The organism is Micromonospora sp. 15K316 (genome assembly GCF_004348525.1).
Taxonomy (GTDB): Bacteria; Actinomycetota; Actinomycetes; order Mycobacteriales; family Micromonosporaceae; genus Micromonospora.
Window position 1 is genome coordinate 1 of the sequence record NZ_SMKG01000036.1, and the last position, 22,238, is coordinate 22,238.

20 protein-coding genes and 1 pseudogene are annotated in these 22,238 nt (G+C 72.1%); 6 read left to right on the forward strand and 15 right to left on the reverse strand.

The annotated features are described in order from the left end of the window. Positions 1-508 (forward strand): PadR family transcriptional regulator (locus E1211_RS10770; RefSeq protein WP_132348001.1); only part of this gene is annotated, 508 nt, incomplete at its 5' end. Between the two features lie 109 nt (positions 509-617). Here E1211_RS10770 and ispG read toward each other — a convergent pair. From ispG to E1211_RS10795, 5 genes are all read right to left on the reverse strand, one after another. After that, the gene (gene ispG / locus E1211_RS10775) at positions 618-1,790 is read right to left on the reverse strand and encodes a flavodoxin-dependent (E)-4-hydroxy-3-methylbut-2-enyl-diphosphate synthase (protein ID WP_132348003.1); all 1,173 of its coding nucleotides are present in this window, start codon (positions 1,788-1,790) and stop codon (positions 618-620) included. A gap of 9 nt (positions 1,791-1,799) precedes the next feature. Next, the gene (locus E1211_RS10780) at positions 1,800-3,050 is read right to left on the reverse strand and encodes an RIP metalloprotease (RefSeq protein ID WP_132348005.1); all 1,251 of its coding nucleotides are present in this window, start codon (positions 3,048-3,050) and stop codon (positions 1,800-1,802) included. Then, positions 3,050-4,261 carry a 1-deoxy-D-xylulose-5-phosphate reductoisomerase gene (dxr, locus tag E1211_RS10785; protein ID WP_132348007.1) on the reverse strand — a complete coding sequence of 404 codons (1,212 nt, stop codon included), beginning with the start codon at positions 4,259-4,261 and terminating at the stop codon, positions 3,050-3,052. The genes E1211_RS10780 and dxr overlap by 1 nt, the downstream gene beginning before the upstream one ends. A gap of 43 nt (positions 4,262-4,304) precedes the next feature. Continuing rightward, entirely contained in the window at positions 4,305-5,048 is a 744-nt protein-coding gene (locus E1211_RS10790) for a Uma2 family endonuclease (RefSeq protein WP_132348009.1), read from the reverse strand. 245 nt (positions 5,049-5,293) lie between these two features. Continuing rightward, a complete protein-coding gene (locus E1211_RS10795) occupies positions 5,294-5,761 on the reverse strand; it encodes a MarR family winged helix-turn-helix transcriptional regulator (protein WP_132348011.1) in 468 nt (155 codons plus the stop codon). Positions 5,762-5,978: 217 nt separating this feature from the next. Here E1211_RS10795 and E1211_RS10800 point away from each other — a divergent pair, with 217 nt between their 5' ends. Together E1211_RS10800 and E1211_RS10805 are read left to right on the forward strand one after the other, a co-directional pair. Next, positions 5,979-6,824 carry an SDR family oxidoreductase gene (locus tag E1211_RS10800; RefSeq protein WP_132348013.1) on the forward strand — a complete coding sequence of 282 codons (846 nt, stop codon included), beginning with the start codon at positions 5,979-5,981 and terminating at the stop codon, positions 6,822-6,824. A gap of 250 nt (positions 6,825-7,074) precedes the next feature. After that, positions 7,075-8,670 (forward strand): NAD(P)/FAD-dependent oxidoreductase, encoded by a 1,596-nt coding sequence (locus E1211_RS10805; RefSeq protein ID WP_132348015.1) that lies wholly within the window; start codon positions 7,075-7,077, stop codon positions 8,668-8,670. Between the two features lie 15 nt (positions 8,671-8,685). On the opposite strand, the pseudogene E1211_RS10810 reads toward E1211_RS10805, so the two are convergent. Then, a pseudogene (locus tag E1211_RS10810) lies at positions 8,686-9,135 on the reverse strand (TMEM175 family protein); the annotation flags it as partial. 99 nt (positions 9,136-9,234) lie between these two features. Further along, entirely contained in the window at positions 9,235-10,806 is a 1,572-nt protein-coding gene (locus E1211_RS10815) for a Rieske 2Fe-2S domain-containing protein (protein ID WP_132348019.1), read from the reverse strand. A 290-nt stretch (positions 10,807-11,096) separates the two neighbouring features. Here E1211_RS10815 and E1211_RS10820 point away from each other — a divergent pair, with 290 nt between their 5' ends. Then, positions 11,097-11,321: a DUF2631 domain-containing protein gene (locus E1211_RS10820; RefSeq protein WP_132348021.1), complete on the forward strand. Its 225-nt coding sequence runs from the start codon at positions 11,097-11,099 to the stop codon at positions 11,319-11,321. Between the two features lie 114 nt (positions 11,322-11,435). On the opposite strand, the gene E1211_RS10825 is transcribed toward E1211_RS10820, so the two are convergent. From E1211_RS10825 to E1211_RS10835, 3 genes are all read right to left on the reverse strand, one after another. Continuing rightward, positions 11,436-12,785, reverse strand: a complete 1,350-nt coding sequence (locus E1211_RS10825; protein WP_132348023.1) for a DivIVA domain-containing protein — start codon at positions 12,783-12,785, stop codon at positions 11,436-11,438. A gap of 31 nt (positions 12,786-12,816) precedes the next feature. Next, on the reverse strand, positions 12,817-13,965 hold the full coding sequence (rlmN, locus tag E1211_RS10830; RefSeq protein ID WP_132348025.1) for a 23S rRNA (adenine(2503)-C(2))-methyltransferase RlmN: 1,149 nt from the start codon (positions 13,963-13,965) through the stop codon (positions 12,817-12,819). 145 nt (positions 13,966-14,110) lie between these two features. Beyond that, positions 14,111-15,754: a phosphatidate cytidylyltransferase gene (locus tag E1211_RS10835; RefSeq protein WP_132348027.1), complete on the reverse strand. Its 1,644-nt coding sequence runs from the start codon at positions 15,752-15,754 to the stop codon at positions 14,111-14,113. A gap of 414 nt (positions 15,755-16,168) precedes the next feature. On the opposite strand from E1211_RS10835, the gene E1211_RS32435 reads away from it, so the two are divergent. Then, positions 16,169-16,606, forward strand: coding sequence for a hypothetical protein (locus E1211_RS32435; RefSeq protein WP_165947225.1), 438 nt, complete (start codon positions 16,169-16,171; stop codon positions 16,604-16,606). A gap of 72 nt (positions 16,607-16,678) precedes the next feature. Here E1211_RS32435 and frr read toward each other — a convergent pair whose 3' ends face one another. From frr to E1211_RS33365, 5 genes are all read right to left on the reverse strand, one after another. Further along, a complete protein-coding gene (gene frr / locus E1211_RS10840; RefSeq protein WP_076470542.1) occupies positions 16,679-17,236 on the reverse strand; it encodes a ribosome recycling factor in 558 nt (185 codons plus the stop codon). 81 nt (positions 17,237-17,317) lie between these two features. Then, positions 17,318-18,085 (reverse strand): UMP kinase, encoded by a 768-nt coding sequence (gene pyrH / locus E1211_RS10845; protein ID WP_132348029.1) that lies wholly within the window; start codon positions 18,083-18,085, stop codon positions 17,318-17,320. 160 nt (positions 18,086-18,245) lie between these two features. After that, positions 18,246-19,073 (reverse strand): translation elongation factor Ts, encoded by an 828-nt coding sequence (gene tsf, locus E1211_RS10850; RefSeq protein WP_132348031.1) that lies wholly within the window; start codon positions 19,071-19,073, stop codon positions 18,246-18,248. Between the two features lie 135 nt (positions 19,074-19,208). Then, the gene (gene rpsB, locus E1211_RS10855) at positions 19,209-20,039 is read right to left on the reverse strand and encodes a 30S ribosomal protein S2 (RefSeq protein WP_132348033.1); all 831 of its coding nucleotides are present in this window, start codon (positions 20,037-20,039) and stop codon (positions 19,209-19,211) included. A 272-nt stretch (positions 20,040-20,311) separates the two neighbouring features. Then, complete coding sequence (locus tag E1211_RS33365; RefSeq protein WP_243709487.1) at positions 20,312-21,598, reverse strand: hypothetical protein; 1,287 nt, start codon at positions 21,596-21,598, stop codon at positions 20,312-20,314. A gap of 253 nt (positions 21,599-21,851) precedes the next feature. Here E1211_RS33365 and E1211_RS10865 point away from each other — a divergent pair, with 253 nt between their 5' ends. Continuing rightward, entirely contained in the window at positions 21,852-22,211 is a 360-nt protein-coding gene (locus E1211_RS10865; protein ID WP_132348035.1) for a YraN family protein, read from the forward strand. The last annotated feature ends 27 nt before the right edge of the window (positions 22,212-22,238 follow it).

The window sequence follows — 22,238 nt, forward strand, 5'->3', positions numbered from 1 at the left end:
CGTCCCGCCCATGCCGCACGGGCACGGCGGCGGTCACGGCTGGGGTGGCCGGGGCCGTGGCCGGCGACGTCGACCGAACGTGCGGGCGGCCGTGCTGGCGCTGCTCACCGAACGCCCGATGCACGGCTACGAGATGATCCAGGAGATCGACTCCCGCACCGGGGGCGCCTGGCGGCCCAGCCCGGGCTCGATCTACCCGACCCTCCAACTGCTGGAGGACGAGGGCGTCGTCGCCGCGGCCGAGGACTCCGGCGGCGGGCGGAAGCGGTTCACCGTCACGGAGGCCGGCCGCGCCGAGGCGACCGAGGCCGCCGAGAACCCGCCGTGGTCGGAGCTCGCCCAGGACACCGTCAACAGCTGGCACGACATCCGGGACGCCGGCGCGCAGGCGATGCAGGCGCTGCGGCAGGTGATGATGACCGGCACCGACGACCAGCGCGAGCGGGCCGCCCAGGTGCTCGACGAGACCCGGCGCAAGCTCTACGCCATCCTCGCCGAGTCCGAGTAACGCCCCGGCGGCCCAAGCGAGGGGCCGAATACACGGAAAGAGTGGTCATCCCCGCGGGAATGACCACTCTTTCCGTGTTCGCGTGCCCCGCCTGAAGCGGGGCGCGGGGTCAGTGGACGGTGACGGTGGGGCTGGTGACGAGACCGCGCAGCTCCTCGGGCAGCTCGGCGCCCATCTCCTCGGCCAGCCGGAGCGCCTCCTCGATCAAGGTCTCCACGATCTGCGCCTCGGGCACGGTCTTGATGACCTGCCCCTTCACGAAGATCTGGCCCTTGCCGTTACCGGAGGCGACGCCGAGGTCGGCCTCCCGGGCCTCACCCGGACCGTTGACGACGCAGCCCATGACGGCGACCCGCAGCGGCACCGGAAGCCCCTCCAGGCCGGCGGTGACCTCCTCGGCGAGCTTGTAGACGTCCACCTGGGCGCGTCCGCAGGACGGGCAGGAGACAATCTCCAGGCCACGCTCCCGCAGGCCGAGCGACTCCAGGATCTGGCTGCCGACTTTCACCTCCTCCACCGGCGGCGCGGAGAGGGAGACCCGGATGGTGTCACCGATGCCCTCGGCGAGCAGCGCGCCGAACGCGACAGCCGACTTGATGGTGCCCTGGAAGGCGGGGCCGGCCTCGGTGACGCCGAGGTGCAGCGGGTAGTCGCACTGCTCGGCGAGCTGCCGGTACGCCCGGATCATGACCACCGGGTCGTTGTGCTTCACCGAGATCTTGATGTCCCGGAAGCCGTGCTCCTCGAAGAGCGAGCACTCCCAGAGCGCCGACTCGACGAGCGCCTCGGCAGTGGCCTTGCCGTACTTGCTCAGCAGCCGCTTGTCGAGCGAGCCCGCGTTGACGCCGATGCGGATCGGCACCCCGGCGTCGCCGGCCGCCTTCGCGATCTCCTTGACCTTGTCGTCGAACTGGCGGATGTTGCCCGGGTTCACCCGGACCGCCGCGCAGCCCGCGTCGATCGCGGCGAAGACGTACTTCGGCTGGAAGTGGATGTCGGCGATCACCGGGATCTTCGACTTCTTGGCGATCGCGGGCAGCGCCTCGACGTCGTCCTGGGATGGCACCGCGACCCGGACGATCTGGCACCCGCTGGCGGTGAGCTCGGCGATCTGCTGCAGCGTGGCGTTGACGTCGGCGGTGAGGGTGGTGGTCATCGACTGCACCGACACCGGCGCGCCACCACCGACCGGCACGGAGCCGACCATGATCTGGCGGCTGGCCCGGCGCGGCGCGAGCGGCGGAGGCGGCACGGGAGGCATACCGAGGCTGACTGCGGTCACTTCAAACACTCACCTTGAGAAGAGCGTGATCGGGTTGACCACGTCCGCGGTGATGGTCAGCAGCGTGAACACGCCACCGATCAGGATCACCGCGTACGTGAAGGGCATGAGCTTGAGGTAGTCCACGCGGCCCGGGTCCGGGCGGCGCAGCCGCGCGAAGATCCAGGAGCGGGCCCGTTCGAACCAGGCGATGGCGATGTGGCCGCCGTCGAGCGGGAGCAGCGGCAGCAGGTTGAACACGCCGATGAAGAAGTTCAGCGAGACGAAGAGCATGAAGAAGACCAGCCAGGCGTTGTTCTCCACCGCCTCACCGCCGAGCCGGCTGGCGCCGACCACGCTGATCGGGGTGTCCACGTCCCGCTCGCCACCCGTGATCGCGTGCCAGAGCGCCGGGATCTTCTGCGGGATCCGCTGGAGGGCCTGCACGGTGCCGACCGCCATCTCGCCGGTGAAGTCGGCGGTGGCGCCGAACGCCCCGACCGGCCCGTACGTCACCCGGGTGGGCGTGCTCGGGATGAGCCCGACGCCGAGCGCGGCGACCGGGCCGACCGCGCCGTCCGGGTCGTCCAGCGGCGGCCGCTCGGTCCGGGCGAGCGTCGCCCGAGTCTCGGCCGGCTGCCCGTCGCGGACGTAGCCGATGGTCGCGGTGCTACCCGGCTGGAGGCCACGGAGCGCGACGAGCAGCTGGCCGTAGTTCTCGATCGGCTGACCGTTCAGCGAGGTGATCCGGTCACCGTCGCGGAGCTGGGCCTGGGCGGCCGGGCTGGCCGCGTCGCCGGGCGCGCAGGCCCGGGCGGCGTTCTCCGGCACCACGCAGTCGCTGAGCGCGACGACCGCCGGCTCCTGGCGGACCTGCTCCTCGGTGCTGGGGAAGTTCGGGTTGGGCAGGCCGGCGGAGATGGCCAGGATCCAGAGCGTGATCAGCGCGATCGCGAAGTGGGTGATCGAGCCCGCGGACATCACGACCGTCCGCTTCCAGACGGGGTAGCGCCACATCACCCGCTTCTCGTCGCCCGGCTCGACGTCATCGTCCTGCGGGGTCATGCCCACGATCTTGCAGAAGCCACCGAGCGGGACGCCCTTGACGCCGTACTCGGTCTCGCCCCGCCGGAAGGACCAGAGGGTGGGGCCGAAGCCGACGAAGTACTTGGTGACCTTCATCCCGAACGCCTTGGCGGTGATCATGTGCCCCGCCTCGTGCAGGCTCACCGAGATGAGGATCGCCAGGGCGAAGAGGACCACCCCGATCAGGTATGCCATCAAGCTCCTTCCACCGCCTCGGCGATGATCTCCTGCGCATGCGTACGCGCCCACGACTCGGCCGTCAGCACGTCCTCGACGGTACCTGGTTCGCCGAAGTCCGGAGCGTCGTCCAGCACCCTGGCGAGGGTGTCCACGATGCCGAGGAAGGGCAGCCGGCCGGCCACGAACGCGGCCACGCACTCCTCGTTCGCGGCGTTGTAGAGGGCCGGGCGGCAGCACCCGGCCTCGCCGGCCGCCTTGGCCAGCGCCACCGCCGGGAACGCCTCGTCGTCCAGCGGGGCGAACTCCCAGGTGTGGCCGGCCGTCCAGTCGACAGCGGCGGCGGCCTCGGGCACCCGGTCCGGCCAGCCGAGGCCGAGGGCGATCGGCAGCCGCATGTCCGGCGGGCTGGCCTGGGCGAGGGTGGAGCCGTCGGCGAACTCGACCATCGAATGGATCACCGACTGCGGGTGCACCATCACCGTGATGTCGGCGTACGGAACGTCGAAGAGCTCGTGCGCCTCGATCACCTCGAGCGCCTTGTTGACCATCGTCGCGGAGTTGATCGTGACGACCGGCCCCATGTTCCAGGTCGGGTGCGCCAGCGCCTGCTCGGGCGTGACCTGCGTCAACTCGTCGCGCCGCTTACCCCGGAACGGGCCGCCGCTCGCGGTGACGACCAGCCGCCGCACCTCGCCCCGGGTGCCGCCGCGCAGGCACTGGGCGAGCGCCGAGTGCTCCGAGTCGACAGGCACGATCTGCCCCGCCCGGGTCACCGCGGCCTTGACCAGGGGGCCGCCGGCCACCAGCGACTCCTTGTTGGCGAGCGCGAGCGTACGCCCGGCGCGCAGCGCCGCGAGGGTCGGCGCCAGCCCGAGCGAGCCGACCACCCCGTTGAGCACCACGTCACAGGGCCACTGCGCCAGCTCGGCCATCGCGTCCGGCCCGGCAATGATCTTGGGAAGCTTGAAGTCGCCACTGGCCCAGCCACGCCGGCCGGCCTCGGAGTAGAAAGCGAGCTGGAGATCCTGGGCGGCGGAGGCCTTCGCCACACCGACCGCCTCGACGCCCAGCTCGAGGGCCTGGGCCGCGAGCAGCTCGACGTTGCCGCCGCCCGCGCCGAGCGCCACCACCCGGAACCGCTCCGGGTTGCGCCGGACGATGTCGATGGCCTGCGTGCCGACGGAGCCGGTGGAACCGAGCAGGACGAGCTCTCGCACGGAAGTCACCCGGCCATTCTTCCCCAGCCGCGCTGTACGTCCGCTGAGAGCCTCAAACTTCGCCGTTGACCTGGTGCGGAGCTTCCCCTTCGGGAGCCCCCTGCTCGCGGACCCGCTCGCCGGGCTCGTCTCTTTCGGGAAGCCCGTCGTCCTGTTCGGGGGCCTCCTCGTCGAGCAGGTCGGCCGGGTCGACCGAGAACGCGAAGGGCTGCCGCATCTGGAAGGTGCTACCGGCCGCGGCGGCGGCCACCGGGCGGTATTCCCCCTCGGCCAGCTCGAAGAGCGCCATCGAGGGGACCCGGTTGCGCAGGTCGACGCGGAGGAAGAAGGGCACTCCGGCGGCGGCGTACTCGCGCGCGCGGTCGATCACATCCTTGCGCCGGTTGCCGGGTGAGACGATCTCGCCGAGCAGAACGGCATGGTCGATCGTCATCGTCGTCCGGCCGCCACCTGGCGCGTCGAGCACCGCGATGTCCGGAATGAAGAGGTCGTCACCCGCAACGATGTTGACCTCGTGATAGAGCCAGAGCCCGGCCCGCCGAGCAGCTCGTTTCAGCAGGTAGGCGAGGTCCAGCTCGACGTTCTGATGGTCGTATCCGGCGCGTGGGGTCACGATCACGCTTCCGCTCAGGACCTCAACCTTGGGGCCGCTGGTCTCCGGCAACAGGTCGAGGGCGAGCTGAGCGGTCCACGGTTCGTCGTGCCACCGCAGCACGTCGAACGACGGCTCGGTGGACTCCGACGTCGGCTCGGGAGCTTGTGGCGCCGGCTCGGGCGCGAAAGCGGCCTGGGCCATCCGGCTCACCCCCTTGGCGGACCATCGTGGTGAGCCCAGACTAGTGCCGCCGTCGCCGTGACAGCAGGTCGCACACGCTGCCCGGCCGGGGCGCTTCCCGCTTCGCGTGAACCGGGCCGCTCACCTGCCGTCCGCCGTCGCCGACACTGTCATCGCGGCGCCGCCGACGACAGTGGCCGCTGGGATGTCGCGGTGTCCGGCCCACCGGGACACCGCGACATCGCTGAAACCAGGTGGACCGCTCTTCAGCCCTCGGTGTCCCGGCCGCCCGCCGGGAGGCTGGCCATGCCCTGCTGCAACGCCTCCCTGAACGCCCGGTAGCGGTCCGCACCGAGCATGTCGGAGAGGTCCTGCTCGATCTGGTTCACGAGGGCGTCGGAGACCTCCATGAACCGGAGTCCCCGCTCCGTCGGCATGATCAGCCTCGCCCGGCGGTCGGCCGGGTCGGGGGCGCGCCGGACGTACCCCAGGCGCTCCAGCTCGTCGAGGATCGCCCCCATCGTCTGCTTGTTGCGGCCGGCCAGCCGGGCCAGTTCGCCGGGGCGGGTGCCCTCGGCGTCCAGGTACGCCATGACCGCGCCGTGCCGGGGGCGGACGTCCTCGAACCCCTGCTCCGCGGCGCGGGCGAAGATCGCGCGCTGGACCCGTGCGGACAGCTGGACGGCCAGGATGCCGAGATCCGGATCCTGCTCCTTACGTGTGCTGCGCCTCATCTTTAGTCCAATCATTGGACGGTCTAATATTTGGACTATATCGTCGTCGACGGCATCACCGCCCGGACCCGCTTGACAGTAGGCGGGCCGGCGTACGCCGCGACGCCCACCCACTCGCCCAGGTCCCGTCCGGGCGGCGCGGGGCGGCGTCGTAGCGCAACCTGCCGCGGAGCGGCCGCAGCAGGATGACGACACGGGTAGACCGTGGAGGAGAGTCATGACCATTCTGGTGACCGGCGCGACCGGCATGGTGTCGAGCGAGGTCCTCCGGGCGCTCGCCGGCAAGGCACCGGTACGCGCCCTGGTGCGGGACAAGTCACGCGCACCCCAGATCGACGGCGTCGAGTACGTCGAGGGTGACCTCGACCGTCCCGCCACGTTGCCGGCGGCGTTCGACGGCGTGACGACGCTCTGGCTGCTGACGCCGATGGGCCCGCTCGCGCCGGCCCAGAGCGCGAACGCGGTGTGGGCCGCCAGGCAGGCCGGGGTACGGCACGTCGTGCGGCTCTCCGCGATCGGCGCCGCGCACGACGCCCCCACTCGCAACGGGCGGCTGCACGCGCTCTCCGACGCCGAGCTGCAGAACTCGGGCCTGGGCTGGACGATCCTGCGTCCCTCGAACTTCATGCAGAACCTGCTCTTCACCGTGAACGGCGACGAGCTGTACGGGGTCTTCGGGGAGGGTCGGGTCGGCGGCATCGACGTTCGGGACATCGCCGAGGTCGCAGCCGAGATCCTCATCGCGCCGGAGCGGCACGACGGGAAGATCTACACGCTCACCGGCCCGGAGAGCATCACCCTGCACGAGGCGGCCGAGGAGATCAGCCGAGCCGCCGGACGACCGGTGCGGTACGTGCCGCAGAGCCCGGAGGAGACCCGCGACGGGCTGCTCCGGGCCGGGCTCGACGAGTGGATGGCGGAGGCTCTCGCCGAGTACCGGGCCGCGTACGGCTCCGGATTCGGTGACTTCACCAACGACCATGTCAGCAGCGTCACCGGCCGGTCGCCCCGGAGCATCGCGGAGTTCGCTCGCGATCACCGCCGGCACTTCGCCGGAGCCTGATCGACCGCGGTCCGGACGGCCCTTCGCTGTGGGTGCGAGCACCGAAGGGCCGTCCCCGCCTCCGGCACGGACCTGCGCGGCGATGATCGACACGAGACCAGTGATGTCGCGGCGTCCCCCGCCCGGGATACCGCGACATCAATGACGTCGGGTGGATCAAGCCGCCGTGCCCGGCGGAGCGCTCCCAGGAGGCAATAACTCCATGATCATGGGGCTCGGTGGGGGTGGATTCGGGCTAGGGTGCGAGGGCATGAGGAGTGAGATCCCGGCTCGCGCCGACGTGGTGATCGTCGGCGCCGGGCACAACGGCCTGGTTTCCGCCATCCTGTTGGCCCGCGCCGGGCTCGACGTACTGGTACTGGAGGCCGCCGACGTGATCGGCGGGGCCACCCGCACCGAGAACCCGTTCCCGAAGGTGCCGGGGCTGCGCCATTCCACCGGCTCGTACCTGCTCGGGCTGATGCCGCCGGAGCTGCTCGCCACACTCGACGTGAAGATCCCGGTGCTGCGCCGCGACCCGCACTACTTCCTGCCCACGCCGGGCGGCCTGGGCTCGCCGTACTTGCTCTTCGGCAGTGACGCGGCCGCGAGCCGGGCGCAGCTCGCCGAGTTCTTCTCCCCCGCCGACGCCGCCGCCGACGACGCCCTCCAGGCCGAGCTGGCCGCGCTGCGGGAGGACCTGGCGCCCGCCTGGCTCACCGAGCCGCTGCCCGTCGAGGAGACCGCCGAGCGTTACGTCCGGCCGGCGCTGCGACAGGTCTTCGTCGACCTGGTCCGCGGCTCGGTCGCCGACTACCTGGCCCGGTTCGACTTCCGGTCCGAGCTGCTGGTCAGCATGTACGCCGTCACCGACGGACTCTCCGGGCTGAACGCCGGACCGGACGACCCGGGCACCGGCCACAACTTCCTGGTGCACAACATGTGCCGCCTCCCCGGCTCGGGCGGCACCTGGATGATCGCCGAAGGGGGCATGGGCACCGTCTCCCGTACCTTCGCCGAGGCCGCCCGAGCCGCCGGGGCGCGGATCGTCGCCGGTGCGCGGGTCGACGCGATCACCCTGGACGGCGGCGCGGCGAGCGGCGTGGTGCTCGCCGACGGCCGGGAGGTCGCCGCCCGGGTGGTGCTCGGCGCCTGCGACCCGTACCGGCTGATGGAGCTGCTGCCCGACGGCGCGCTCCCGGCCCCGCTGAGCGCGCGCATGGCGGCGGTCAGGCGACCCGGCACCACCCTCAAGCTCAACCTGGCGCTTACCGGGCTGCCCCGCTTCTCGTGCCTGCCGGCGGACGCCCCGAGCCCGTTCGGCTCCACCATCCACCTGCTGCCCGGCTCGGCGTCGCTGGTGGGTGGGGGCGGAGAGTCACCGATGACCGCCCTGCGCGCCATGTGGGCGGACGTGCGGGCGGGCCGGCTGCCGGCGGAGCCGACCATCGAGTGGTACCTGCACACCACAGTCGACCCGTCGCTCTCCGACGGCCAGGGGCACCACTCGTCCGCGCTCTTCGTGCAGTCGGTCCCCTACGAGCTGACCGGCACCACCTGGGAGGCGGCGCTGCCCGGCTACGTCGACCGACTGGTCGCGATCTGCGAACGGTACGCGCCCGGCACGGGTGACCTCATCGCGGACGCGGTGCCGCTGCCCCCGCCGGGCATCGAGGCGCACTTCGGCATCACCGGTGGGCACATCCACCACGTGGACAACACGGTCTCCTTCACCGACCGCATGCCGCACGCCACCGGCGTCGACGGGGTGTACGCGGGAAGCGCCGGCTGCCACCCGGCCGGCAGCGTGATCGGCGCGGCCGGCCACAACGCCGCCAACCGCATCCTGCAGGACCTGACCCCGTGATCCGCCACCGGCTGGTCAGCGGGCGGAGGAGGGAAGATCGCCGGGCCCGCGGAGCAGGTAGACGCCCACCAGCACCAGGTAGAGGCTGAGGCTGAGGATCGGATTGACGAAGACGAAGGCGAACGCGATCACGTAAAGCAACGGCCCGAGCAGGAATCGGCGGGCCACCAGCCGGGCCAGCCGGGGATCCAGGTCGGGGTGGAGCAACGCGTGCCGGCGTGCCCACCACCAGCTCAGGTTGAAGAAGAGGGCCTCACCGAGCACTGCGCTGACGTAGAGCCCGGCGCTCAGCCGCTGGTCGGCGGGGCTTCCGCGCAGATGGTCCGCGAGCAGGTCCGCGGCGAACGGGATGGCCGCCACGAAGAGCAGCAGGGCCAGGTTGAACACGAGCAGCACCTGGTCCACCCGGACCACGTACCGCCACATGTTGTGGTGGGTGAGCCAGACCTGACCGACGATCGCGAACCCGCTCCCGCCGATCACGTAGTGGTGGCGCCCGCTAGGCGCTCCCCTGAGTCACCACAGACTCATGATCGGCCCCAGCGGGGCGGGACGGGACCGGAATCAGCTCGCGGCCTCGGTGGCCGGTACGGCGTCGGCGCGGTGCGCACGGATCTTGTGGCCCACGCTGGTCAGGCAACGGCCGCTGGCCAGGTCGAACCGCCAGCCGTGCAGCTGGCAGGTCAACTGGTCCCCCTCGACGATCCCGAACCGGCTCAGGTCCGCCTTCAGGTGCGGGCACCGCCGCTGCACCACCCAGTCTCCGAGGGTGATGTCCTCCGCGTCGACGGCCCGCTCGTGCTCGTCGTACCAGCCCTCGGCGTACTGGAGCCGCTCCTCGGAGAGGCACTTGAAGAAGGCGTAGACGAACTCGTTGTACTGCCCGATCCGGGCCGCCGAGAAGCGGCAGGAGAGGAAGAGCGAGTTGACCCAGTCGACCTCGCCGCTGTGCAGGAGCTGCTCGATCAGCGCCCGCTCGGTGCGGAACCGGTAGCGGACCTTCTCGTCCGCGTACGGCCGGACCTCCTTGCCCGGGAAGTCCACGACGATGGACTCGACGCTCTCGCCGTCGTAGCCCACCAGGTCGAAGCGGACCGGGCCGCCGACCCCCTTGGCCAGGTAGATCGACTCGTCGAGCAGCGGCTCGATCCGGCGCTTCATCTCGCCGAGCACGTCGACCTCGGGGTGCCGCCAGGACGCCTTCTCCGCCTCGATGATCGGGCGCTTGCGCTCCCGCATCTCCTCCAGGTGGGCGACCTTGTTCGCGAAGAACTCCTCGACCGGCACCGGGTGGGTGGTGGTCGCGCCCTCGGTGGTGACCTCGGCGACGCTGCCCGGCAGCAGCACGATGCCGTTGGTGCCGCCGACCTTGGCGTACTCGCTCAGGAACACCGACTGGTCGGGGAAGATGTTCCCCTCGTCGCCGAAGATGTCGTTGAACTGCCACAGCTCGTCGTCGAGGAAGCACGGCGGGCCGGCGATCGGGAAGACGTGCGACGCCTTCAGGTCGTCGATGTAGCGCCAGGTGCGGTCGAACTGCCGGTCCCGCTTCTGCTTACCGAACGCGGTCTTCGCCGCCTGGGGCAGCTCGTAGACCATCGGGTACCAGATCGCGCCGGAGAACTGGAGCAGGTGCGCGTGCACGTGCCCCAGCTTCGCGAAGGCGGTCAGGTCGGTGGGGCGGGCGTCGTTCTGGTTGAGCAGCCGCACCCCGTCGTACTCGACCCAGAGGGAGGAGTCACCGATCGGCCCGTCGGTCGGGCTGGTCAGCGCCTGGATCATGATCTTCAGGCCGCCGGGCAGCTCGACGACCTGCTCGTTCGGCGCCTTGAGGAACTTGGTGAAGCCCAGCGCGCGGAACTCGTCCTCCATCTCCGAGGTGGGGAACTCGGGGAGCAGCACGGTCGCGTCCTTCGACACGAAGTCGCGCAGGTGCTTCGCGTCGAAGTGGTCCCGGTGCAGGTGGGAGACGTACAGGTAGTCGACCTGGCCGAGGGTCGCCCAGTCGAGCAGCGAGTTGTCGGGAAACGGGAACCAGGAGGCGAAGTAGGCCGGATTGACCCACGGGTCGCACAGGATGCTGCCCGCGGCCGTGTCGATCCGCATGCTGGCGTGCCCGGTACCGGTCACTCGCACCGCAGTTTCCCCCTCAAAAAGACGTATCAAGGTGTACGCCAAACGCTACCGGAGTGATTGCGGCCCCCGGCCCGCGACGCCGGTAGTGCCGTCGTGCCCGCCCGGACAGCACGCGCCGATGCGAGTTCGTACCCCCTCGCGGCGGGATTTCCCCGTCTCGCCCGCAGCCTCGGGCGAGCGCCGGTCGTCCTCGCGGGTCACCTGCGCCCCATCAGATCGGACCCTGCGCCACGGCCGGTACGGGGCGTGCCAGACTAACCGGAGATCCGATCGCGAGGGAAGGACCGACAGTGGCAGGAAGCGAGCCGGTAACCGCGCCAGATCAGCACAAGCCCGGACACCGCAAGTCCGGACGGATCGGGGCGGTGCTGTCGGCGGCGGTGTTGGTGATCATGGCGTTCTGCGGCAACCATGAGGGCAAGGTCGAGGAGATCTGGCTGGTCGGTCTGGCCGCGGTGCTTCTGATCATCGTCATCGGCGACGCCGTGCTGCGGCGCAGCGGCCTGCGGTCCTGACCCGGGCACCGGCGCCGGGCCCGCCCGGTGTGACCATGCGCGAGGGCCCGCCCTTCCCGATCGGGTAGGGCGGGCCCTCGTCGTACGCGGCGTGGCCGTCGAGCCGCAGCGGCGTCAGCGGCCGAAGAGGATGTCCTGTACGTCCTTGAGCGCGGCGTCGACCTCCGCCTCGAAGTACCCGCCGGGTACGAGGCCGAAGCGCAGGGTGTCCAGGTCCTTCGGGTTCACCGGCATCTGGTTGCGGCCGGCCATCCCGCCGAGCAGGCTCTCGAAGAACCGGTCGACCTGATCCGGGTCGTATCCGCTGCCGAAGCGGCGCACCTGGAAGCGACGGCGGATCTGGTCCACCCGGTAGAGGTCGCTCCCGGGCGGCCCGGCCATCGGCGGGCCAGCGACCGGAGGAGCGCCCATCGGCGGACCACCGACCGGAGGACCGGCCATCGGCGGCGGACCGGGCACGGCCGGCGGGCCACCCATCGGCGCGCCACCGTAGCCCTGGTGGGGCATCGGCGGCGGGCCGGCCGGGCCACGGCGCAGGTCGCGTGGGTCTCGCTCGGGCATCATCTCGCGCGGGTCGCGCTCCGGCATCATGTCGCGCGGGTCCCGCTCCGGCATCCGGATCTCCGCGGTCATGTCGGGGCGGGCACGCCGCCCGGCCTCGAAGCCGTCGAAGCGGGGTTCCTCGGCTCCGTAGCCGCTCGGGCCGGCGGGCAGGCCGCGCTGCGGGAGGGGCGCTCCGCCACCAGGGCCACCGGGACCCTGCGGCAGGCCGGGGCCGGCCGGGGGGCGCGGGCCGTCATAGCCGCCGCGGGGAGCGTCGTACCCACCGGAGAAGGCGCCGGTCGGCTCGTCGTAGCGGCCGTAGCGATCGGCCGGCGGGCCGGCCTGTGCGGGCATCGGCCGGGGCGGGAGCGGCTGCGGGACCGGCATGCCCCGCTCGTCGCGCATCGGCGGTCCCATCCGGTCGGGCGGTCCCATCCGGTCCGGCGGCCCCATGCGATCCGGCGGTCCCATCCGATCGGGCGGACCCATCCGGTCAGGTGGCCCCATCCGATCGGGCGGCCCCATCCGATCCGGCGGACCCATCCGATCGGGCGGACCCATCCGGTCAGGTGGCCCCATCCGATCCGGCGGACCCATCCGATCCGGCGGCCCCATCCGATCCGGCGGACCGAGACGGTCACCCATGCCGGAGTCCCCGCCGCGCCCGACGGCGCCGCCGTGCTCCTCCATCTCGGCCAACTGGCGCTCGACCCGGTCGAGGTGCAGGTCGACCTGCCACTCGTCGTAGCCGTTGAACCGGACCCGGAAGACGACGTCATGGACCTCCTGCGAGGCCACGGGCGCGCCCACCGGCTGGCCGGCGAGTGTCGCCTCCACCCGGTCGAGGAAGGCGTCCACCTCGTCGACCTTGTATCCCCGGCGGACCGCCTTACGCCGGAAACGCTGACCCTGACTCGCCACTATGTCTCCTGGTTTCCTTCGCCACGCCTGGTCACGCCGGTGCCGCTGCGGCGCGGTCGGTGTCGCTGTCCTCCGCGGCGGCGAGCTGCCCACACGCCCCGTCGATCTCGCGCCCCCGGGTGTCCCGCACGGTGGTGGACACCCCGGCGGCACGCAAGCGCCGCACGAACTCGCGCTCGACCGGCTTCGGGCTCGCGTCCCAGCGGCTACCCGGCGTCGGGTTCAGCGGAATGAGATTCACATGTGCCAACTTGCCGGCCAGCAGCCGGCCGAGCAGGTCGGCTCGCCACGGCTGGTCGTTCACATCCTTGATCATCGCGTACTCGATCGACACCCGACGCCCCGTCCGGGCCGCGTAGTCCCACGCTGCGTCCAGCACCTCGGCCACCTTCCAGCGCTGGTTGACCGGCACCAGTTCGTCGCGCAGATCATCATCAGGCGCGTGCAACGACAGCGCAAGGGTCACCGACAGGTCTTCGCTGGCCAGTCGGCGAATGGCGGGCACCAGCCCGACGGTGGAGACGGTGATGTGCCGCTGGGACAGGCCCAGCCCCTCCGGAGCCGGGGCGACCAGCCGGCGGATCGCCGCGACCACCCGGGCGTAGTTCGCCAGCGGCTCGCCCATGCCCATGAAGACCACGTGCGACAGGCGGGCCGGGGACCCGGCCACCGCCCCGGAGGCGGCCACGCCGGCGAGGTAGACAGCCTGGTCGACGATCTCGGCCGTGGAGAGGTTGCGGGTCAACCCGGCCTGGCCGGTGGCGCAGAACGGGCAGGCCATGCCACAACCCGCCTGGCTCGAGATGCAGACCGTCACCCGGTCCTCGTAGCCCATCAGCACGCTCTCCACCAGCGCGCCGTCGTGCAGCCGCCACAGCGCCTTCCGCGTCGCGCCGTCGTCGCAGGTCAGCTCCCGGACCGCGGTCAGCAGCCGGGGCATCAGCCGCTCGGCCAGCCGCTCCCGGGCGGCGGCGGGCAGGTCGGTCATCAGCTGCGGGTCACGGACCAACCGGCCGAAGTAGTGGTTGGAGATCTGCTTCGCACGGAACGCCGGTTCGCCCAGCTCGGCGACGAGCGCCTGGCGGCCCGCCAGGTCGAGGTCGGCGAGGTGCTGCTGGGGCATGGCGGCGCGACGCGTGGGCTTGTCCGTCGCGGCGGGGATCAGGGGCAGGCTCGTCATGGCGGGTCCAGTCTGTCACGCCGAACGGCGTACGCACCTGTCCGGAGGTGCCGAACCGACCCCGGCCCTCCGGTCAACGGGCCGCCGTGGTGGTGGACCACCGCGCCCTGGTCCGGCCGGCCCGCCCCGCCGGGGCCCGGGAGGCTCACCCGGCCACCGGTACGAGCACGGCCAGCAGCAGGTACGCGGTCGGCACCGCGAAGAGGATCGAGTCGAGCCGGTCCATCAGCCCGCCGTGCCCCGGCAGAAGGTTGCTCATGTCCTTCACCCCGAGGTCCCGCTTGATCATCGACTCGGCGAGGTCGCCGAGGACTGCGGCGCAGGAGATGGCGACCCCGAAGACCGCACCCCACCACGGGGCCACGTCGAACACCTGCCAGATCAGCAGCGCGCTGCCGAGCGCCGCGGCCGTGAGGGACCCGCCGAAGCCCTCCCAGGACTTCTTGGGGCTCACCGAGGGGGCCATCGGATGCTTCCCGAGGAAGACGCCGGCGGCGTACCCGCCGGTGTCGGAGAGCACCACCGCGATCAGGGTGGCCAGGATCCGCCACGGGCCGTCATCGGGAGCCGCCGCCAGCAGCGCCGCGAACCCGCCGAGGAACGGCACGTAGACCGCGATCAGGGTGGAGGCGGTCAGGTCACGCTGGTAGCCGGCGGGGCCGTCCCCCAACCGCCAGATCATCGCGCCGAGCACGGTCACCAGCAGGCCGAGGCTGAGCGCGTCCGGTCCGGCGAACCAGGCCAGCCCCACGGTGAGCCCGCCGCCGGCGACCAGCGGGACCAGCGGCGGGTTGGCACCGCTGCGCGTCACGGCGCGGGACAGCTCCCAGACGCCGATGCACACGGCGGCGACGATCACCGCCAGGAACGACGGCGGGTAGAGGAAGAGCGTCAGCAGGATGACGGCGCCGAGGCCGAGGCCGACGCCGATGGCGGCCGGCAGGTTGCGCCCCGCCCGGCCGGGCGTCTGCTGGGTCGCGGGACGGTCCGCGCTGGCGCGCCGCTTGCCCGGCCCCCGCCGGCCCGGCGACCGCTCCGGCTCGGGGGCCGGGGCGAGGTCGACCCGGACCGGATCGGGGGCGAGGTCGGCCCGGACCGGCTCCAGCTGCGCGGTCGGGAAACCCGAACCGTCGTCGTACCGCCCGGCCCGCTCGTCGGAGTACCCCCGCTCGTCGGGATGACGGCGCTCGTCCGGATACCCCCGCTCGTCGGGATACGCCCGCTCGTCCGGATACCCCCGCTCGTCGGGATACGCCCGCTCGTCCGGATACCCCCGCTCGTCGGGATACGCCCGCTCGTCCGGATGACGGCGCTCGTCGGGCCGCTCCCGGTACGGGTCGCGGCCACGGTCGTCGCCGTAGCGGTCGGGGTGCGGATCGTCGGGGTACCGCTCACGGTGCGGGGCTCGCGGACCGCCCTGGTACCGCTGGTCATCACCGTACGGATCGGGTCGCCGGTCCCGGTACGGCTCTCGCTCGCCGCCGCGCGGCGCTCCACCCCGCTCCGGGCGGGCCGGTCTCGCGTGCCGCCCGTCGTCGTACCGGTCCGGCGGGTACGGTCCACCCTGGTCGTCGTACGGGCCCGCCGGGTAGCGGCCACCGTCGTCGTACGGGTCGGCGGGCGGCCGGGAACGGGTCCGCGGCTCGGCGTACAGCTCCGGCCCGGCTTCGGGGTGTCGCGTCCACGGTCCCGGATCGATCTCGGGATCCGGCCACGGCAGGGCTGCCGGCCGATCCGGCCGGTCCCAGCCTCGGGGCTCAGCGCCGCCGTAGGGGTCGAGGGCGGACATCACGCACCGCGACGCGGCACGAGGACCACCACATGACGCAAGACCACAAGCATCCCCTACACACGTGCGACGGTTTCTTCGGCTTGACCAACCCGATGGGCTGTCGATCCCCGGCGTTCACCGGCCGGTGGCCGGGAATCGTGCCGAGCCTACTGCACGGGCCGCCGCGGCACGGCGGACGAGGCTCGCCCGGGACGCGCCGCTACGCCGCCGACTCACCGGGGGCCCGGTCACCCCGCACCGCTCGGCCGGGGACCGAGGGCCGAACTCGGGAGACGAGCCCACTCGCCGGGGAACAGCAGCCGTCAATCCGACTCGCACCGTGCGCGATCACATACTGACGGCGCGCACCCGCACGTGATCCGCTGGCGCTGCGCCGGCTTCCGCGGCGCGACCACGGGGAAGGGAGCACACGTGCACAAAGCCAGCATGGCGGCGCTGACGGGGGTCGCCCTGGTCCTGGCGGCCGGTTCGCCCGCGCTCGCGGGCACGCCGCGGCCCAGGATCACCATCGAGCACCGCGCCAGCGAGTTGTACCTGTTCCAACCGCCGTTCCACGAGGAGTCGTACCCGGCGACCGGGGTCGACGGCCTCGTCCGACACTGCCCCAGCGGGAACTACCTCCTGTCCGCCTCGCTCGAACAGGACGGCCTGCCGACGCTCTGGGCCACCTCGGGACGGGGTGCCGGCGAGGTCCGGTGCGACGGCGGCGAAGCCGTGCTCTCGATGGCCTTCACCCGCCTCGACCCGCTGCTGCACCCGGGCCGCGCCACCGTCCGGTTCGCGCTGCGCGACGCGTACACCAGCGAGCAGTTGACCGAGACCACCAGGACCGTGCGGATCCCCTGCTGAGATACGCGACGAGGCCCGTCCCCGATCAGGGGACGGGCCTCGTGACACCTCCGGCGCCCGGGCGGGCGGCGATCACACCTCGAGCAGCTCGGTCTCCTTGTGCTTGACCAGTTCGTCGACGGTCGCCACGAAGCGCTGGGTGAGGTCGTCCAGCTCCTTCTCGGCACGGCGGCCCTCGTCCTCGCCGGCCTCGCCGTCCTTGACGATCCGGTCCAGCTCCTCCTTGCCGCGGCGGCGCACGTTGCGGATCGCCACCTTGGCTTCCTCACCCTTGTGCCGGGCCACCTTGATCATGTCGCGACGGCGCTCCTCGGTCATCTGCGGGAGCACGATGCGCAGCTGGTTGCCCTCGTTGTTCGGATTCACGCCGAGGTCGGAGTCGCGGATCGCCTTCTCCATGGCGTTGATCTGCGAGTTGTCGTACGGCTTGATGATCGCCATGCGCGGCTCGGGGATCGCGACGGACGCCATCTGGGTCAGCGGCGTGGGCGTGCCGTAGTAGTCGATGATGACCTTGGAGAACATGGCCGGGTTGGCCCGACCGGTCCGGATCGCGCCGAACTCCTCCTTCGCGTGCTCGATCGCACGCTCCATCTTCTCCTCGGCCTCGAGGAGGGTGTCGTCGATCACCGGTCTCCTCGCCTCCTTCTGTGCTCGTGGTGGGCTCTGCTCTGTGTCGGAGGACCGCTGCCGTCGCCGGAAGGCGACCGCTCAGGCGGTGATCAGGGTGCCGATCTTGTCGCCACCGACGGCGCGCACGATGGTGTCCTCCCCCTGCGCGCCGAATACCAGCATCGGCAGGCCGTTCTCCATGCAGAGGCTGAACGCCGCCGCGTCCGCCACCCGAAGGTTGCGGCGCAGCACCTCGGAGAAGGTGATCGAGTCGAACTTGCTGGCGGTGGGGTCCACCCGGGGGTCGGCGCTGTAGACACCGTCGACGCCGTTCTTGCTCATCAGGACCACGTCGGCGTGGATCTCCAGGGCGCGCTGCGCGGCGACCGTGTCGGTGGAGAAGTACGGCATGCCGGCGCCCGCGCCGAAGATGACCACCCGCCCCTTCTCCAGGTGCCGGATGGCGCGCAGCGGGATGTACGGCTCGGCGACCTGGGCCATGGTGATGGCGCTCTGTACCCGGGTCTCAATCCCCTCCTTCTCCAGGAAGTCCTGGAGGGCGAGGCAGTTCATCACGGTGCCGAGCATGCCCATGTAGTCGGCGCGGGCCCGGTCCATGCCGCGCTTCTGCAGCTCGGCGCCGCGGAAGAAGTTGCCGCCGCCGACCACCACCGAGACCTGCACGCCCCGACGGACCACCGTGGCGATCTGCCGCGCGATGGCCTGGACGACGTCCGGGTCGACACCGATCGCGCCTCCGCCGAAGACCTCGCCGGAGAGCTTCAGCACCACCCGACGAGACCGGCCGGGCGGCGGGGCGGTGGGGTCTTCCACCGCCAGCGTCCGGTCACTCACAACCTGCGTCATCCGCCCCGCCCTCTCCCACACCGGCGCGCCCTGCGCCGCATACCGCGAAACTGCCGTTGCCGACCCTATGGGACGAGGAGGCCGCGGTGCCTGTCACGTACACCGGCGACCTCCTCGTCGACGTTCCCTGCCCACGGACGCCGCGGCGCCCGGCGGCGGCTCAGGCCTGGCCGACCTCGAACCGCACGAAGCGGGTGACCTCGATGCCGGCCTCGGCCAGCACCTGCCGCACCGACTTCTTGTTGTCGGTCACCGACGACTGCTCCAGCAGGACGAAGTCCTTGAAGAAGCCGTTCACCCGGCCCTCCACGATCTTCGGCAGCGCCGCCTCGGGCTTGTTCTCCTCGCGGGCGGTCTGCTCGGCGATGCGGCGCTCGGACTCGACGACCTCGGCCGGCACCTCCTCGCGGGTGAGGTACTGCGGCCGCATCGCGGCGATCTGCATGGCCACGCCGCGCGCGTCGGCGTCGCCCGCCTCGTCGGTCTTGCCGGAGTACTGCACCAGCACGCCGACCGCCGGGGGCAGGTCCTGGGCCTTGCGGTGCAGGTAGACGGCGGTGGTGCCGTCGAGCTTGGCGAACCGGTTGAGGACCAGCTTCTCGCCGATCTTGGCCGACTGCTCCTGGATCAGGTCGGCGACGGTCTTGCCGTCGATCTCGCTGGCGAGCAGCTCCTCGGCGTTGCTGACACCGGACCGGACGCCGTGCTCGACCAGCTGCTGGGCCAGCGCGATGAACGAGTCGGTCTTGGCCACGAAGTCGGTCTCGCAGTTGAGCTCGAGCAGCGCCTGGCCGGAGTGCGCGATCAGACCGTTGGCGGCCGTGCGACCGGCCCGCTTGCCGACGTCCTTGGCGCCCTTGACGCGCAGGATCTCGACGGCCTTGTCGAAGTCGCCCTCGGCCTCGGTCAGCGCCTTCTTGCTGTCCATCATGCCGGCGCCGGTGAGGTCGCGGAGCTTCTTGACGTCCGCGGCGGTGAATTGGGACATGGCTCTCTCTTCGGTGTTGAGACGGCGTGTGGATGGTCGGAGGTGCCGGTTACCCGGATCCGCGCCGGATGTGCCCGGCCGGGGCGCCGCCGCCCGCCGTCGTCGCAGAACGGACGGCGGGGCGGCGACGCGCGGTCACTCGGCGGCAGCGGCCGCCGGCTGCTCCTGCTCGTCGGCCTTCTTCGGCTCCTCGAGCAGCTCGCGCTCCCACTCGGCCAGCGGCTCGTCGGAGGCGACACCCGGCTCGGGCTTCTCGTCGGTGCCCCGGCGACGGCCGGAACGGGCGATCAGACCGTCCGCGACGGCGGCGGCGATGACCTTGGTCAGCAGCTCGGCCGAGCGGATGGCGTCGTCGTTGCCCGGGATCGGGAAGTCGACCTCGTCCGGGTCGCAGTTCGTGTCGAGCACCGCGATCACCGGGATGCCCAGCTTGCGGGCCTCGTCGACGGCGATGTGCTCCTTCTTGGTGTCGACCACCCAGATCGCGGCCGGGAGCTTCTGCATGTCCCGCAGACCACCCAGGGTGCGGGAGAGCTTGTCCTTCTCGCGGGAGAGCTGCAGGGTCTCCTTCTTGGTGTAACCGGCGGCGGTGCCGCTCAGGTCACCGAGGGCCTCCAGCTCCTTCATCCGCTGCAGCCGCTTGTACACGGTCTGGAAGTTGGTCAGCATGCCGCCGAGCCAACGGTGGTTCACGTACGGCTGGCCGACCCGGGTCGCCTGCTCGGAGATCGCCTCCTGGGCCTGCTTCTTGGTGCCGACGAAGAGGATGCTGCCGCCCTCGGCGACGGTGTTGCGCACGAAGTCGTACGCCTTCTCGATGTAGTCGAGGGTCTGGCGCAGGTCGATGATGTAGATGCCGTTGCGCTCGGTGAAGATGAAGCGCTTCATCTTCGGGTTCCAGCGCCGGGTCTGGTGCCCGAAGTGGACACCGCTCTCCAGCAGCTGACGCATGGTCACGACGGCCATGGGGTACTCCTTGTTGTCCCTGGTTGTCCCGCCCGGCCGGCGGCCGGGCGTCCTGGCGCCCAGTCGCCGGCCATGGTGGGCCCGACCAAGATCGGGACCAGGGAGGCCGTCGCCCCACGACGAACCGTGGAGAGGGCACGCGAGGTCGACCGCGCGAGGCGGTCGCCAGTCGACCAGTGTACGCCCCTTGCCCGCTCCGCAGCCCCCGGGTGCGCGGCGGGCCGGCCCGGGTTCCGGCGCGCGAGGCGAACCGCACCGGAGCCCGGCACCCGTCAGCCGGCCGCGAGCGCGGCCGCGACGAAGAGCACCAGGGCCACGGTCAGGTAGGCCGTCGGCGGCCGCAGCCAGCCCCGGCCCCCCTCGGCCAGGGACAATCCACCGGTACGGAGCCCGTACAGCCCGACTGCGAAGATCGGCAGCCCGGCCACCAGGAAGGTCCCGGCCACGATGCTTCCCGCGGAGACCGGATCTCCCGTCACGCCGTGCGCCAGCAGGCGCAGCGCCGGGGCCTCGAAGATCAGGACCAGCAGCGCGAAGACGACGGCGAGCACCGGACGGCGCGTCCGATAGACCCCGTCACCTGTCGGTCGCGCCGGGTCGGGCACGCCACCCGCCAGGTAGGGCGGAAGATCGCCTCGCGGAGCCACGGGCGGCATCACGCCGGTCGGCACGTCCAACGGGTGCGACGCCTCCCCCCGGCCGCCGTCGACGATCGGATAACCCGCCAGCGGCGACGAGGGTGCCGGCTCGGCGGCCTCGGCGGGGGCGGCGCTCACGCTCTCTTGCGCCGCCCCCGCGCCCGCCACGTCCCGGACCGCACGTCGCCCGGCCAGGTCGCCCGGAGCCGGTGCGTCCGCATCCGCCCCCGGCGTCCGTTCCGCCCGGTAACCGGACGACGCGGCCCGCTCGTCGCCGGCCACCCCGAACCGGGTCGCCTCGCCCGGAGCGCGACCACCTCCGCCCGCGCCGAACCGGCCCGGCTCGTCGAGACGCGAGTTGACCGGGAACCGCGCCGACTGGTCCTCCGCACGCGCCGTCTCGTCGTCCCCGCGCGAGCCCACCGGCAGCCGCACCGCCTCACCCGCCGCGCTGAACCGCTCCGGCTCGGCGGCGGCGTGGCGCCGGGACTCCCGCTCCGCCACGCCATGGCGGGAGTCCGTCGACCCGAACTGGCCGCCGACCGGGTCGGGTCGCCCCGCGTCGGCGTCCACCGCCGGGAAACGCAGCGAGTCGGAGTCGGTCACGCCGAACCGGCCGGCCTCCGACTCCCCCGCCGCGAACCGGCCGGAGTCGCCCTCCGCCGTACCGCCCCGCCCCGGCCGGTCGGCCGGACCGAGCCGGGCGGGCTCGGCTTCCGCGCCGAAGCGGCCCGGCTCACGGTACGGGCCGCCGTCGCCGTACCGGGGCTCCTCGGCGGCGCCCCGCTGCTCCGGTACCCGGACCTCCTCGTCCCGGTGGCGCTCCTCCGCGCCGGGCCACTCCGGCTCGTAGCCGCGACCGCGCTCGTCGGCGTACCAGCGCAATTCCTGATCGTCGGGGTAGCTCCGTCGTCCGTCCACGTGCGGCACCGTATGCGAACCGGTTCGGCGGCCCTCATCCCACCCCGGTCCGCGGCGACCGCTCGTACCCGGCTCGCACCCCGTCGTGCCCCGCCCGGCCCGTGGCGCCCCGCCCGCGCACGTACCGCCCGAGCGACGGTCGACATAGCACGGGACCAGCATGATCGTCCGGTTGTGCACAGCGTGGCCGTCGTCCACAACCGGGCCGCGTCGGGATCGCCGGGCAGATGCCCGGGGCGGCATCGTCCCCGGCATGACGACGCGGAACCAGGCGGTCGGTGCGTACGGGGAGAGGTGCGCCCTCCGGCACCTGATCGCAGCGGGGCTACGCCCGGTGACCCGGAACTGGCGCTGCCCGGCCGGTGAGATCGACATCATCGCCTGGGACGGGCCGGTGCTCGCCTTCTGTGAGGTGAAGACCCGGCGCGGCGGCGAGTTTGGCAGCCCGGCGGAGGCCGTCGTACCGGCCAAGGCCCGGCGGCTGCGCGGCCTCGCCGCCCGCTGGCTGGCGCAGACCGGCACGACGGCCGACGAGATCCGCTTCGACGTGCTCTCGGTGCGGCTTCCCGACGCCGGCCCGGCCCGGGTCGAGCACCTGAAGGGCGCGTTCTGAGATGGACGATCCCACCGTGGGCGCGGG

Excerpts from the sequence above, each read along its gene's own strand:
- E1211_RS10790 (WP_132348009.1), bottom strand. The coding sequence starts at position 5,048 with ATGGCCCAGGCCGCTTTCGCGCCCGAGCCGGCGCCACAAGCTCCCGAG.
- rpsB (WP_132348033.1), bottom strand. The coding sequence starts at position 20,039 with ATGGCCGTCGTGACCATGCGTCAGCTGCTGGAGAGCGGTGTCCACTTC.
- E1211_RS10805 (WP_132348015.1), top strand. The coding sequence starts at position 7,075 with ATGAGGAGTGAGATCCCGGCTCGCGCCGACGTGGTGATCGTCGGCGCC.
- E1211_RS10800 (WP_132348013.1), top strand. The coding sequence starts at position 5,979 with ATGACCATTCTGGTGACCGGCGCGACCGGCATGGTGTCGAGCGAGGTC.
- E1211_RS10865 (WP_132348035.1), top strand. The coding sequence starts at position 21,852 with ATGACGACGCGGAACCAGGCGGTCGGTGCGTACGGGGAGAGGTGCGCC.
- tsf (WP_132348031.1), bottom strand. The coding sequence starts at position 19,073 with ATGTCCCAATTCACCGCCGCGGACGTCAAGAAGCTCCGCGACCTCACC.
- E1211_RS10780 (WP_132348005.1), bottom strand. The coding sequence starts at position 3,050 with ATGGCATACCTGATCGGGGTGGTCCTCTTCGCCCTGGCGATCCTCATC.
- E1211_RS10795 (WP_132348011.1), bottom strand. The coding sequence starts at position 5,761 with ATGAGGCGCAGCACACGTAAGGAGCAGGATCCGGATCTCGGCATCCTG.
- pyrH (WP_132348029.1), bottom strand. The coding sequence starts at position 18,085 with ATGACGCAGGTTGTGAGTGACCGGACGCTGGCGGTGGAAGACCCCACC.
- E1211_RS10835 (WP_132348027.1), bottom strand. The coding sequence starts at position 15,754 with ATGTCCGCCCTCGACCCCTACGGCGGCGCTGAGCCCCGAGGCTGGGAC.
- rlmN (WP_132348025.1), bottom strand. The coding sequence starts at position 13,965 with ATGACGAGCCTGCCCCTGATCCCCGCCGCGACGGACAAGCCCACGCGT.